The 12,381-nt window shown below is 54.3% G+C and carries 13 protein-coding genes; all 13 read left to right on the forward strand.

Translation table 11 applies throughout. From position 1 onward, the window contains the following. The first annotated feature begins 134 nt into the window (after positions 1-134). The 13 genes from ppk1 (at position 135) to ACZ5PT_RS07315 (ending at position 12,321) form a co-directional block, all read left to right on the forward strand. Entirely contained in the window at positions 135-2,306 is a 2,172-nt protein-coding gene (gene ppk1, locus ACZ5PT_RS07255; protein ID WP_464266713.1) for a polyphosphate kinase 1, read from the forward strand. A 180-nt stretch (positions 2,307-2,486) separates the two neighbouring features. Beyond that, entirely contained in the window at positions 2,487-2,795 is a 309-nt protein-coding gene (gene rplU, locus ACZ5PT_RS07260) for a 50S ribosomal protein L21 (RefSeq protein ID WP_464266146.1), read from the forward strand. 12 nt (positions 2,796-2,807) lie between these two features. Further along, positions 2,808-3,062: a 50S ribosomal protein L27 gene (gene rpmA / locus ACZ5PT_RS07265; protein WP_464266147.1), complete on the forward strand. Its 255-nt coding sequence runs from the start codon at positions 2,808-2,810 to the stop codon at positions 3,060-3,062. A 151-nt stretch (positions 3,063-3,213) separates the two neighbouring features. Then, on the forward strand, positions 3,214-4,278 hold the full coding sequence (gene obgE / locus ACZ5PT_RS07270) for a GTPase ObgE (protein ID WP_464266148.1): 1,065 nt from the start codon (positions 3,214-3,216) through the stop codon (positions 4,276-4,278). Positions 4,279-4,328: 50 nt separating this feature from the next. Further along, positions 4,329-5,471: a glutamate 5-kinase gene (gene proB / locus ACZ5PT_RS07275; RefSeq protein WP_464266149.1), complete on the forward strand. Its 1,143-nt coding sequence runs from the start codon at positions 4,329-4,331 to the stop codon at positions 5,469-5,471. Further along, a complete protein-coding gene (locus tag ACZ5PT_RS07280; protein ID WP_464266150.1) occupies positions 5,471-6,727 on the forward strand; it encodes a glutamate-5-semialdehyde dehydrogenase in 1,257 nt (418 codons plus the stop codon). The genes proB and ACZ5PT_RS07280 overlap by 1 nt, the downstream gene beginning before the upstream one ends. Before the next feature lie 13 nt (positions 6,728-6,740). Beyond that, positions 6,741-7,385, forward strand: a complete 645-nt coding sequence (nadD, locus tag ACZ5PT_RS07285; RefSeq protein WP_464266151.1) for a nicotinate-nucleotide adenylyltransferase — start codon at positions 6,741-6,743, stop codon at positions 7,383-7,385. 46 nt (positions 7,386-7,431) lie between these two features. Beyond that, positions 7,432-7,791: a ribosome silencing factor gene (gene rsfS / locus ACZ5PT_RS07290; RefSeq protein WP_464266152.1), complete on the forward strand. Its 360-nt coding sequence runs from the start codon at positions 7,432-7,434 to the stop codon at positions 7,789-7,791. Further along, a complete protein-coding gene (gene rlmH / locus ACZ5PT_RS07295; RefSeq protein ID WP_464266153.1) occupies positions 7,788-8,261 on the forward strand; it encodes a 23S rRNA (pseudouridine(1915)-N(3))-methyltransferase RlmH in 474 nt (157 codons plus the stop codon). Before rsfS ends, rlmH begins: the two co-directional genes overlap by 4 nt. A gap of 34 nt (positions 8,262-8,295) precedes the next feature. Then, on the forward strand, positions 8,296-8,649 hold the full coding sequence (locus ACZ5PT_RS07300) for a TraR/DksA family transcriptional regulator (RefSeq protein ID WP_464266154.1): 354 nt from the start codon (positions 8,296-8,298) through the stop codon (positions 8,647-8,649). Between the two features lie 39 nt (positions 8,650-8,688). Further along, complete coding sequence (locus ACZ5PT_RS07305) at positions 8,689-10,059, forward strand: tetratricopeptide repeat protein (RefSeq protein WP_464266155.1); 1,371 nt, start codon at positions 8,689-8,691, stop codon at positions 10,057-10,059. Between the two features lie 2 nt (positions 10,060-10,061). Further along, the gene (gpmI, locus tag ACZ5PT_RS07310) at positions 10,062-11,585 is read left to right on the forward strand and encodes a 2,3-bisphosphoglycerate-independent phosphoglycerate mutase (protein ID WP_464266156.1); all 1,524 of its coding nucleotides are present in this window, start codon (positions 10,062-10,064) and stop codon (positions 11,583-11,585) included. A 22-nt stretch (positions 11,586-11,607) separates the two neighbouring features. Then, complete coding sequence (locus ACZ5PT_RS07315) at positions 11,608-12,321, forward strand: ComF family protein (RefSeq protein ID WP_464266157.1); 714 nt, start codon at positions 11,608-11,610, stop codon at positions 12,319-12,321. Positions 12,322-12,381 lie beyond the last annotated feature (60 nt).

Genomic DNA, 12,381 nt, shown 5'->3' on the forward strand with positions numbered 1-12,381 from the left:
TGCGTTTAACGCTGGAATCTCGCCCTGCTGTGAAGAATAAATTCTGCCGCTTTTAGCTTTTACCAAAGGGTTCGATTGACATGACCGACCGATCAGCAGAACCGAGTGAGCATCTTGATCTGTTACCGTTGGAGATGTCTTCGCAAGAGACAACGCTAGCCACCGCAGCAAGTGTGCCGCAATTTGATCTGGACGATCCGAGTTTCTATTTCAACCGTGAATTGAGTTGGCTGGAATTCAACCATCGCGTGCTCGAACAGGCGCTCGACGAGACGAAACCTTTGCTGGAGCGGGTTAAGTTTCTGGCGATTGCCGGGTCGAATATGGATGAATTTTTCATGAAGCGGATCGGCGGGCTCAAGCAGCAGGTGGCGGCCAATGTTCAGGAGCCGACCGTTGATGGCCGGACTCCGCAGCAGCAGATCAATGACTGCTATCTCAGGATCCATGAATACCTGCTCGATAAAGAGCAGATTGTCAGCGTTGTTTTCGCTGGCTTGCGTGAGGTTGGGGTCGATATTACCTCTTATTCCGCATTGAGCAAGGCGGAGAGAAACGAGGTGCGTCAGTATTATTACGACAGTATCTTCCCCTTGGTGACGCCGCAGTCGGTCGACCCTGCCCATCCCTTTCCGTTTATCTCCAATCTGTCGCTGAACCTGCTGGTCACCCTGCGTTACCCGGGCGAAACTGATGTTTCTCTTGCGCGGGTCAAGGTGCCGGTTGGCGCTGGCGTCGACCGGTTTCAGCGGGTTGGAACAAGTTACCGTTTTGTGCCGCTGGAAGAAGTGATGGCCAACAATCTTGATCTGCTTTTTCCGGGGATGAAGATCATCAGTTGTGAGTTCTTTCGGCTGACCCGAAATGCGAATACCAGCAAGGAGGAAGAGCACGCCGACGATCTACTGGAGATGATAGAAACGGCGCTGCACAACCGAAAATTTGCCCCGATCGTGCGCTTGCAGGTCAAGCCGGATATCAAACCGCTGCACCGCGGGCGGTTGGCGGCGGAACTGGGATTGGATGAAGAGAAGGATGTCTTTTCCGCTGCCGGTATGCTTGGGCTACGTGATTTGTGGGAGATCTACCATCTCGACCTGCCGGAATTAAAAGATGCCCCCCATCACCCGATCGATCATCCGCAGCTGAGTAAGGATCGGAGTATTTTCCACATCATCCGTGAGCAGCGCGCCATTTTATTGCAGCATCCTTATGAATCCTTTACTACTTCGGTCGAGCGTTTTCTCGAAGAGGCCGCAACTGACCCTAAGGTCCGTGGCATCAAGATGACCCTTTATCGCACTGATCCCGACAGCGAACTGGCAGGCTACCTGATCAGGGCGGCGCAAAATGGCAAGCAGGTGGCGGTGGTGGTCGAGCTTAAGGCCAGCTTTGACGAGCAGGCCAATATCCTGCTTGCCAGCCGCATGGAGGAGGCCGGTATTCATGTCACCTACGGGGTGGTTGGTCTGAAGGCGCACGCCAAGATGATTCTGGTGGTTCGCCAGGATTACCGTGGTTTGCGGCGTTATGTGCATATCGCCACCGGCAACTATCATCCGGTCACGGCGCGGGTTTATTCCGATTTGGGTTTATTCCTTTACGATAAAGAGGTGGGGCGTGATGCGACGGAGCTGTTTAATTATCTGACCACCGGCTTTACCCCCAAGCGTAACTACAGCAAGCTGTTACCGGCACCGAAAATTCTCAAGAAAGCGTTGCTCGATAAGATTGAACGTGAGATCGCTGTGCATGACGAACAGCAGCCAGGGCTGATCCGCTTTAAAATGAATGCGCTCGAGGATGTGGATATTGTCCGCGCGCTTTATCATGCCTCACAGGCTGGGGTGCAGATTGAACTGCTGGTGCGTGACAGCTGTCGGATCCGTCCGGGCATTCCTGGGCTGTCAGAGAATATCCGCGTAATTTCAATTGTTGGCCGGTTTCTCGAGCATGCGCGGATCTTTTATTTTAAGAATGCTGGCGCGGAAGAATTTTTCATCGGTTCGGCCGATCTGATGAAGCGGAATCTTGAGCACCGCGTAGAGACGCTGGTTCCCGTCGAGAACCAGATGCTATGCGAGCAGTTGCGGGTGATTTTTGAATTGCAACTCAAAGATCGTGGCTGCGCCTGGGAGTTGCAGAGTAATGGACGTTACCAAAAACTGCTGTTGACGTCGGGAAAGACGACGGATTGCTGCCAGGGGCGTCTGATCCGCTTGGCCGAAAAGCGTTTGCACGAGGTGCAGCGACTGCGGAAACGGCGGGCGAAGAGTACGCCGGGTGGGTTGCCGGTCGATGATTGAAGGTGGTTTTGTGGCCACCTCAGGTGGGGGGATCGGGTTGTGCGGCCAAAACATTGCTTGCTGCTTTGATTGTCGCGCCGTGATTTCCTCTTGACAGCCGCAATGGGCTCAGATACAGTGCGCCGTTGCAGCGCTATTTTTGCGTCTGCAGTTTGTTAATTTGGCGATAGGAGAAGCAACATGTATGCGGTGATCAAGACCGGAGGCAAACAGTACAAAGTTTCCGAAGGCGACCTGGTAAAGGTCGAAAAGATCGATGGAGCAGTCGGCGAGACTGTTGAAATCGATCAGGTCCTCATGGTCGGTGGCGCAGAGGTTAAACTCGGAACACCTCTCGTACCAGGTGCTAAAGTTAAAGCACAGATCGTTGCCCAGGAAAAAGACAAGAAGATTCTGGTCTTTAAATCCAAGCGGCGCAAAGGGTACCGAAAGAAATTCGGCCACCGTCAACAAATTACCCGACTTAAAGTCGCGGCAATTGAAGCTTAAGGAGGCGAACTCATGGCACATAAGAAAGCAGCCGGTAGCTCCAGGAACGGCCGCGACAGCGCTGGTAAGCGCCTCGGGGTCAAACGTTTTGGTGGTCAGCTCGTGACCGCAGGTTCCATTCTGGTTCGCCAGCGTGGCACCACCTTTCACCCCGGCAACAATGTCGGTTGTGGCAAGGATTACACCCTGTTTGCTTTGGTCGAAGGCGTCGTTAAATTCGAGGTCAAAGCCAAGGGGCGTCAGCAGATCAGCGTTTACGCTGACTAAGCTACGTTCGCAAGAAGCAACCAGAAGAGCCCGGTACCGCGATAGTGGTATCGGGTTTTTCTTTTGCCGGCGATTGAAAAGGGGGCATCTGCGGCTGCCTCTTTTTGAGTCGCCGGTAACACGCTGGCAGAACTGAAACGGGAAAGAAGCAATGAAGTTTGTTGATCAGGTCATAATCGAAGTGAAGTCTGGAGATGGTGGGCGCGGCTGCCTGTCGTTTCGTCGTGAAAAATTTATTCCCCTGGGTGGTCCCGACGGGGGGGACGGTGGTAAGGGAGGGAGTATCTACTTTGTTGTCGATACCGCCTTGACGACCCTGCTCGATTATCGCTACATGCGCCACTGCAAAGCCAAAAACGGCGCGCCGGGTCTGGGTAAGCACAAGCATGGCAAAGGTGGTGAGTCGTTAGAGCTGCGGGTGCCGGCGGGGACCCTGGTTTATGATGATGATACCGATGAGCTGTTAGCTGATTTGACAGAAATCGGCGAGCCGATCCTGTTTCTCGCCGGTGGACAGGGGGGACGCGGCAACGCCCGTTTTGCGACCAGCACCAATCGCGCTCCACGCCATGTTCAGCCGGGAGTCGCGGGGGAAACCAGGCAGTTGCGGATGGAGCTTAAACTGCTCGCCGATGTCGGTCTGGTCGGCCTGCCGAACGCCGGTAAATCGACGCTGATTTCTGCGGTTTCGGCGGCCAAGCCGAAGGTCGCCGATTATCCCTTTACCACTCTGGTGCCGAATCTTGGGGTGGTGCCATACGGCGGTTTTAAGACCATGGTTATGGCCGATATCCCCGGGTTGATTGAAGGGGCGAGTGAGGGGCACGGTCTTGGGACGCGCTTTTTGCGCCATGTTGAGCGGACCGATCTGTTTTTGCACTTGGTTGATCTCTCCTGTCTGCAGGAGGGTGACCCCTTTGAAAATTTCCAGATGATCAACAGCGAGCTGCGCAGGTATGACGAATCTCTGGCAGACAAGCCACAACTGGTGGTGTTGACCAAGGCCGATATTACCGAAGTTCGTGAGCAGGCGGTCGAATTGCGTGAGCATTTTGAATCGCTCGGCTACCCGGTATTTCTGGTTTCCGCGGTGACTGGTGAGGGGCTCAAGGAGCTGGTCCATGCGGTTGGTGACGCCTTGGATCGTCGTCGCGAGCAGCCGGACGGGGCGCTCGATATGGGGACCCCGCCGCACCTTGACACGACCGGGGACTGAGGTTATCGCCTGCAAAGCCAGTTGATTTATTGCTGAGAGGGTTTGAGGGGATGCGCAACGCATTGTTTTCACATGTAAAGCGGGTTGTGGTCAAGATAGGTAGCGGGGTTATCTCGACGGAGGCCGGTCTTGATGAGGCACGCCTGGCGTCGATCTCTGAAGATGTCTGCGGCTTGCTTGATCGTGGGCTGGAAGTGATTTTGGTTTCTTCCGGTGCGGTTGCCGCGGGCAAGGGACAGCTGGGGATTGTCGGCCGGCCACAAACCATTCCGCAGAAACAGGCCGCTGCGGCGATCGGCCAGACGCGGATTATCCGCGCCTACAAGGAAACCTTTCTCGCCCACAATTACAATGTTGCTCAGGTGTTGCTGACGCGCGATGACCTGTCCAACCGGCGCCGTTATCTGAATGCCCGCAATACGATGACCACGCTGCTCGAATACGGCGTGACGCCGATCGTCAACGAAAACGACACGGTGGTCGTCGAAGAGATCCGTTTTGGCGATAATGACAATCTCTCCGCGTTAGTGACCACTTTGGTGGAAGCCGACATGCTGATCATCCTTTCCGATGTCGATGGTTTCTACGACAGCAATCCATCCGAAAATCCCCAGGCGCAATTGATTCCGATTGTTGAGCGGGTGACCCCGGCCATTGAGGCGATGGGCACCAAGGCCAAAGGAACGCTCGGGACCGGTGGTATGGCCACCAAGCTTAAGGCGGCAAAAAAAGCTGCGCTGAGTGGGGTTGGTACCCTGATCGTCAATGGTCGTACGCCGCATATCCTGCCGCGTATTTTCGACGGCGAAGATGTTGGGAGCTACTTTCTGCCGTCTCAGTCGAAGCTGACGGCGAAAAAACACTGGATCGCTTTTTCCAAGAAACCGCGGGGGAAATTGTTGATTGATGAAGGTGGCCAACAGGCGGTTATCAAGCGCGGTAAAAGTTTGTTGCCCTCAGGGATCTGCGGTGTTGACGGCGGTTTTGAGCGCGGTGACGCGGTCCGTCTGTGCGATCGGGATGGGCTGGAGTTTGCGCGTGGCGTGGTCAGTTATTCTTTGGCCGAAACGTTGAAAATTATGGGTAAGCAGTGTGCTGAAATCGAAACCGTCCTCGGTTATAAATATCGCGATGAAGTGGTGTGCCGCGATGATCTGGTCTTGACCATTGAGGGCGAAGAGGAGGTTGATTGATGGGTGTTCGCGAGGAAATGCAGGCGCTTGCGGTTGCTGCGCAACAGGCTTCCCGGCAGATGGCGGTGTTGTCTTCGGGGGTGAAGAATGCGTTATTGTTGAAGATGGCCGCCGCCCTGGAATCGGCTGAAGCAGAGCTGCAGCGGGAGAATGAAAAAGATCTTCAAGCCGCGCGCGACAAGGGGATGGCTGCCGCGATGGTTGATCGTCTGGCCCTGACCCCGGCACGAATCAAGGGGATGGCCGATGGTTTGCGCGAAGTGGCCGCGTTGCCCGACCCGGTCGGCGAAGTGACCGGCATGTGGCTACGGCCCAACGGTATTCAAGTCGGTCGCCAGCGGATACCTCTCGGTGTCATCGGGATTATCTATGAGTCGCGACCCAATGTGACCGCCGATGCAGCCGGGCTCTGCCTGAAAAGCGGCAACGCCGTGGTTCTGCGTGGCGGTTCCGAAGCGATTCATTCGAATCGGGCGATTGGCTCTATTTTGCAGCAGGCGATGGTCGTGATGGGTTTGCCGCAGGCAGCACTGCAGGTGGTGACCACCAGTGACCGCGACGCGGTCACCGAGTTGCTTAAGCTTGAAGAGCAGATCGACCTGATTATTCCGCGTGGAGGTGAAAGCCTGATCCGCTTTGTTGCGGAAAATTCCCGCATTCCGGTGATCAAGCATTACAAGGGGGTCTGTCACACCTACGTTGATGCGGCTGCCGATCTGCAGATGGCCGAAGAAATCTGCATCAACGCCAAGGTTCAGCGCCCCGGCGTTTGCAACGCGATGGAAACGTTGTTGATTCATCAGGATGTTGCCGCAGTTTTCCTGCCGCAGATTGTTTCCGCCATGCGCCAGTCTGGAGTCGAACTACGTGGTTGCGAGAAGTCCCGGCAGATTGTTGCTGATCTTGTTCCGGCCACCGAGGACGACTGGCACGCTGAGTATCTGGAGTTGATTCTGGCGGTGCGAATTGTCGAAAACTACCAACAGGCCAAGGAGCATATTGAGGCCTATGGGTCGCTGCACACCGAGGTGATCGTGACCAACGATTATTCGCTGTCGCAGCAGTTTGTGCGCGAAATCAATTCCAGCGTGGTGATGGTCAATGCTTCGTCCCGTTTTTCTGATGGTAGTCAACTGGGACTGGGGGCCGAAATCGGTATCTCGACGTCCAAGCTGCATTCTTTCGGACCGATGGGGCTGGAGGATCTAACAACCAGAAAATTTGTTGTCCTGGGTAGCGGTCAGGTCAGGGATTAGCGGGTCGGGCGCGATGAAAATCGGCATTCTTGGCGGCACTTTCAATCCAATCCATTTCGGCCATCTGCACATTGCTGAAGAGGTTCTGGATTGCTGCGGACTTGATCAGATCTGGTTTATGCCGACCTGTCAGCCGCCGCATAAGAAGTTAGCCGCTGAGGTGTCCTTTGACCATCGCCTGGAGATGGTTGAGTTGGCACTAGCTGGCGATCCGCGCTTTGTCGCTTGCGATCTGGAGGGACGACGTGGCGGGACCAGCTATTCGGTTGAGACCCTGGAGCAGTTGCGTCGCGAGTATCCGGAAGATCAGTTTTATTTTATTATGGGACTCGATTCATTTGCCGAAATCGGATCTTGGAAAGAGTATCTTCGTCTCTTCGAATTAGCCCATCTGGTGGTGACGGCTCGGCCCGGATTTTCCGGCACCTTGCAGCAACTTCTGCCGGTTGCTATCGCAGATCTCTTCTGCTATGATGCCGATTCTGAAAATCTGTCACATGCTGGTGGGTTTTCAGTCATCTCAGTCACCCATACCTGTCGCGATGTCTCATCCACGGAAGTTCGTCTGCTGCTACAGGCAGAAGGTGATGTGGCAGCGTTGATTCCGGTCGGGGTCGCTGAATATATCAAGCAACATAAGCTTTATCAAAATAGCTGACAGCCCGTTTCATAATGTCGCGGGAACAACGAAAAAAGGACCAATTTTGCAAGAACAAAACTTAGCCCTGCAGGCGGTTGAATATGCGCTAGATAAAAAGGGCTTTAATCTGAAATTGCTGGAGGTGCGAGAGCTCTCTTCGCTGACCGATTATCTGCTTCTGGTGTCGGGGCGCTCCGATCGGCAGGTACAAGCAATAGCAGAAAATATTAAACTTGAATTCAAAGCCCATTATAAGCAGTTACCGCTGGCCATCGAAGGGATGGATCAGGGCCGCTGGGTGTTGCTCGATTATGGTGAGTTTATGGTGCATGTATTTCAGGAACCGGTGCGTGAGTTTTACGACCTGGAGGGTTTGTGGAGCGAGGCTCCAGAGGTCCCTTTGGAAAGGACTGACGCCGGGTGAAATTGAGGCTGGTCTGTGTCGGCAAGCTGTCTGAGGCTTGGCAGCGGCAGGCGGTCGAGGATTACGCTGGCCGGTTACAGCATTATTTTCAGCTGGAAATAGTTGAATTGAAAGAGGAGAAGGGTGGGCGTAAAGGGGATATCCCTGGCCTTCTCAAGCGCGAGGGGGAACGAATTCTGGAGAAAGTTCCAGAACGCTCTTACCTGATTGCTCTCGATGAGCGCGGCCGCAGCTTTACTTCCGAGGATTTGTCCAAACGTTTGGGTGACGAAATGCTGCATGGCGGTCGTGACTGGTGTTTGGTGATCGGTGGGCCCTATGGTCTCGCCGCGGAAGTTCGCCAGCGGGCTGATTCTTTGCTCTCTCTGTCAAAGATGACATTTACTCACCAGATGGCACGCTTGTTTTTGTTGGAACAACTCTATCGCAGTAGTACTATTCTGCGTAATGAGCCTTACCATAATCGTTAGTTTTACGACCTAGGAGCAGGAGGCCGATTGCAAGATGGACGAAGAACAATTACAAGAAATCAGGGATAACCTGTTGAAAATGCGTGAGGAAGTGCTGGAAGAGGCGGAAAAAGCCTATGCCGCCTCTCAGTCTCTGGGAAAAGATGGTGTCCCCGATATTGGCGATATGTCATCGAACAGCTATAATCAAGAAGTATTGATGAATTTGAGTGAGACTCAGCGTGGCCGGGTTCGTGATATTGATGCCGCTCTGGTACGGATGGACCAAGGGGTTTATGGTCTCTGCGCTCGCTGTGAAGAGGAGATACCGAACCGTCGAATGGAAGTCCGGCCATTCTCCCGCTATTGTGTCGATTGCAAGTCTGAAGTCGAAAAGTTTGGTGAATAACAACCTCTGAGCGTCCTGAAGGCGCAGCTGGAGATGTCCATGATTGTTGTTGCCCTGTTCATGCTTATTTTTATCGTTTTTGCCCTTGGGTTTCTATATTTCTGGGGGATCAATCCGGGCGAAGTCACGGTTTTTTTGACCAGTGAACAGAGCTTCACCTTGCCGACAGCGATCATGTTGATCTGTATTTTGCTGATCGGTCTGATGCTCGGTAATGGCGTCCACATTTTCAGCGCCTTGAGCCAGTCGATGAAAAACTGGCGAGGTGGCCGACGGCTAAAGAAGGTCGAAGAGGTTGGATCAATCTACCGTAGCGGCGTTGGTCGATTGTTGTCCGGTGACCTGAAAAAAGCCCGTACGCTGCTAAAAAAAGCACTTGATCGTGATCCTAAACGGGTCGACGGTCATTTGGCGCTCGCCAGTGTTGCCGAGCAAGAAGGCAATACTCAAGAAGCGATCGACCTGCTGCAAAATGCGCGGAAGATCGACCCGAAGGGGTTGGAAATTCTGTTTAAACTGGCGGGCATCTTTCGCGAGGCTGGTCGGCGTGAAGAGGCCATGGGGGTTTACAAAGAGCTCCTTGCCAATGACGCGGAAAATCGTAAGGCAATGCGCGCTTTGCGTGATCTTCAGGTTGAACTGGGGAGTTGGCAAGAGGCTTTGACGCTGCAGAAAAAAATTGTCAAGGCGACCTCATCTGGTCCTCGAGTCGATGCGGAAAAGAAAATATTTTTGCAGTTGCGCTACGAAGTCGCTCGCAGTGCTCTCGACAAAGGCGAAGCGGAGCAGGCCGTTGACGCCTGTCGTGACCTGATTAAGCACAATGCCGGCTTCACCCCTGCCCGAGTTACTCTGGGGGACGCTTATCGGCATCTAAAGCGCGATACTGATGCTGCCCGCGTCTTTCAGGATGGTTACAAAGCGCTGCAGAAGAGCATTTTTCTTTCCCGTCTCGAAGATCTCTATATCGGTGCGGAAGATCCAGCGGCGCTCCTCTCTTTCTACAGCAGCCAGATGCAGGAAGATAGCAGTGACCTGTTGCTTAAACTCTACCTTGGTCGCCTCTGCCTGCGTTTAGAGATGGTCGATGAAGCCCTGCAGCATCTGATCGATCTGGAGACGACCGGTATCGATTTTCCTCAGTTGCATCTGTTGTTGGCGGAAGCACACCGTCGGCGCAACAAGGTCGATCAGGCCGTGGTTGAATATCAGCGCGCGCTCGGTATTGATAGTCATCTGAGTCTTGGTTTTGTCTGTGAAAAATGCAACGCCAGGCATGACGAGTGGCTCAGTCGTTGTACTAACTGCAAAGCCTGGGACACCTTGGTCCTGCCAGAGCGTAAGCAGATTCAGGATGCCAAGCCGGTTGACGCACCCAAAGCGATCCCTCACGGACAGCGAGGGGTTTAACTGTGTCGACAGGACCGGTCGCACTGGTTATCCTCGACGGTTGGGGGATTAGTGATAGCTGTGACCAGAATGCTGCTTGCATGGCGGCGACTCCGACGATGGATGCGCTGCGTAGTGAGTGGCCGACCGGTCGTATCGGAGCCTCTGGGCGCGATGTCGGTCTGCCGGACGGGCAGATGGGCAATTCTGAGGTCGGGCATCAGAATATCGGTGCCGGTCGGGTCGTTTATCAGGATCTGACCCGCATCAGTCTGGCTATTGAAGATGGTAGCCTGCTGGAAAATACCTCTCTGCAGCAACTCTGCGAACGACTCGTTAGCAGCGACGGTAAGTTGCACCTGCTCGGTCTTCTTTCCGATGGTGGTGTCCACTCGCACAACAGTCACCTGTATGCCTTGGTGAGGATGGCCAAACAACTCGGGGTCAAGGATATCTGTATCCACGCCTTTATGGATGGACGTGATACCCCACCGAGTAGCGGCGCCGCCTATCTGGAACAACTCGAAAGTGAATTGAGCAAAATCGGCTTGGGCCGGGTGTCGACGGTTACCGGCCGCTACTGGGCGATGGATCGTGATAATCGTTGGAACCGGGTTGAAAAAGCCTACCGGGCTTTGACCGAGGGGTTTGGTGAGCAAGCGGCCACTTCGGCCGAAGCGATTGGTGCTGCCTATGCCGCCGGCCAAACCGACGAATTTGTCGAGCCTCGGGTGGTTGGTCCCGCGGGAAATATTGCTGATGGTGACGGCGTTTTGTTTTTCAATTTTCGCGCCGACCGTGCCCGAGAGATCACCCGTGCCCTGACGCAAGCCGATTTTTCCGGTTTCGCTCGCAACAAAACGCCCCAACTGGTCGATTACGTCTGCCTGACAGAGTATGACGAAAAGTTCGACTTACCGGTCGCCTTTCCCTCTCAAAGCTATCCCGATATTCTTGCCGAGGTTGTCTCCAAGGCAGGGCTCAAACAATTACGCATTGCCGAAACAGAAAAGTATGCCCACGTCACCTTCTTTTTCAATGGTGGTGTCGAGCAGGCCTGGCCGGGGGAGGATCGCGTCTTGATCCCTTCGCCGCAGGATGTCGCCACCTACGATCAAAAACCGGCGATGAGTGCCGTTGCGGTCACCGACGAGGTGGTCCGGCGGATTGAATCTGAACAATATCAGCTGATTATCCTCAACTACGCCAACCCGGATATGGTTGGTCACACCGGAGTCCTCAGCGCTGCCATTGAGGCGGTGGAAACGGTCGACAGTTGTTTGGCGCGGGTGGTTGCCGCAATGCACAAAGTCAATGGCCGCCTGTTGATCACCGCCGATCATGGTAACTGCGAGCAGATGAGTGATGGTAAGGGGGGGGCCCATACGGCACATACCACCAATCCTGTGCCGCTGATTTTTGTTGATGCATCGCGCCAGCAGGTTGCGTTGCGTGATGGGATTCTTGCCGATCTGGCCCCGACAATTCTCGATTTACTCGACGTTGCAGTCCCGGCTGCAATGACTGGCCGTTCATTGTTGGCTTAGAATATCAACAGAGGGGGAGTGGATGGTAAGGCTGCGCCGGAGTATTGACTGGTTGTTGGCGCAACTGTTACCGCCAGCCTGCCCCCTGTGCAGAGTCACCTTTCCCGTCGACTGGGGGGAGATCTTTTGTCCCGCCTGTCTGTCCGGTTTTCGGTCCCTTCCTGAGGCCCATTGTCCCTGTTGCGCTCTCCCTTTTCCGGCGTCAGATAATAGCGGGCATCTCTGCGGTCGCTGCCTCGTAAAACAGCCCTCATTTAAAAAAGTCCATGCCGTCGGTCTTTACGACCGTTCTCTGCGGGATGCCATCCATCAGTTTAAATTCAATCGGCGCATCGGTTTGGATCGTCCTCTCGCAATGATGCTTGAAAGGGCCCTCACCCCGGAGCTGAAAGTTGATCTTATTGTGCCGGTGCCGTTACATTTTTGCCGCCTGCAGCAACGTAATTTCAATCAGGCTCTCTTGTTGGCCCGTGAACTAGCGCGTAAGAGAGAACTGCCGGTAGCTGTCGAGCTATTGGTGAAAACCGTGGAAACCGCTGCGCAGCAAGAACTCTCGGCGCGCGAACGGGAGCATAACCTGCACCAGGCCTTTAGGGTACAGGGGGAATTGCATGGGGAAAGGGTTTTGCTGGTGGATGATGTCATGACGACCGGAGCGACCGTCGAGGGTTGTTGCAGGACGTTGCTGGATGCCGGAGCCGCAACGGTTGAGGTGGCGGTTATCGGTCGGGCCTAGTTGGTTTGATCTATTTGTGGTGCCGTTGAAACTCTTTGGCCAGGAGCCAGCCGAGTGATA

It is taken from the genome of Desulfuromusa ferrireducens, assembly GCF_055389805.1.

Bases quoted from the DNA above. Each gene is read 5' to 3' on its own strand.
- ppk1 (WP_464266713.1), top strand. From the start codon at position 135: ATGTCTTCGCAAGAGACAACGCTAGCCACCGCAGCAAGTGTGCCGCAA.
- rplU (WP_464266146.1), top strand. From the start codon at position 2,487: ATGTATGCGGTGATCAAGACCGGAGGCAAACAGTACAAAGTTTCCGAA.
- rpmA (WP_464266147.1), top strand. From the start codon at position 2,808: ATGGCACATAAGAAAGCAGCCGGTAGCTCCAGGAACGGCCGCGACAGC.
- obgE (WP_464266148.1), top strand. From the start codon at position 3,214: ATGAAGTTTGTTGATCAGGTCATAATCGAAGTGAAGTCTGGAGATGGT.
- proB (WP_464266149.1), top strand. From the start codon at position 4,329: ATGCGCAACGCATTGTTTTCACATGTAAAGCGGGTTGTGGTCAAGATA.
- ACZ5PT_RS07280 (WP_464266150.1), top strand. From the start codon at position 5,471: ATGGGTGTTCGCGAGGAAATGCAGGCGCTTGCGGTTGCTGCGCAACAG.
- nadD (WP_464266151.1), top strand. From the start codon at position 6,741: ATGAAAATCGGCATTCTTGGCGGCACTTTCAATCCAATCCATTTCGGC.
- ACZ5PT_RS07300 (WP_464266154.1), top strand. From the start codon at position 8,296: ATGGACGAAGAACAATTACAAGAAATCAGGGATAACCTGTTGAAAATG.
- ACZ5PT_RS07305 (WP_464266155.1), top strand. From the start codon at position 8,689: ATGATTGTTGTTGCCCTGTTCATGCTTATTTTTATCGTTTTTGCCCTT.
- ACZ5PT_RS07315 (WP_464266157.1), top strand. From the start codon at position 11,608: ATGGTAAGGCTGCGCCGGAGTATTGACTGGTTGTTGGCGCAACTGTTA.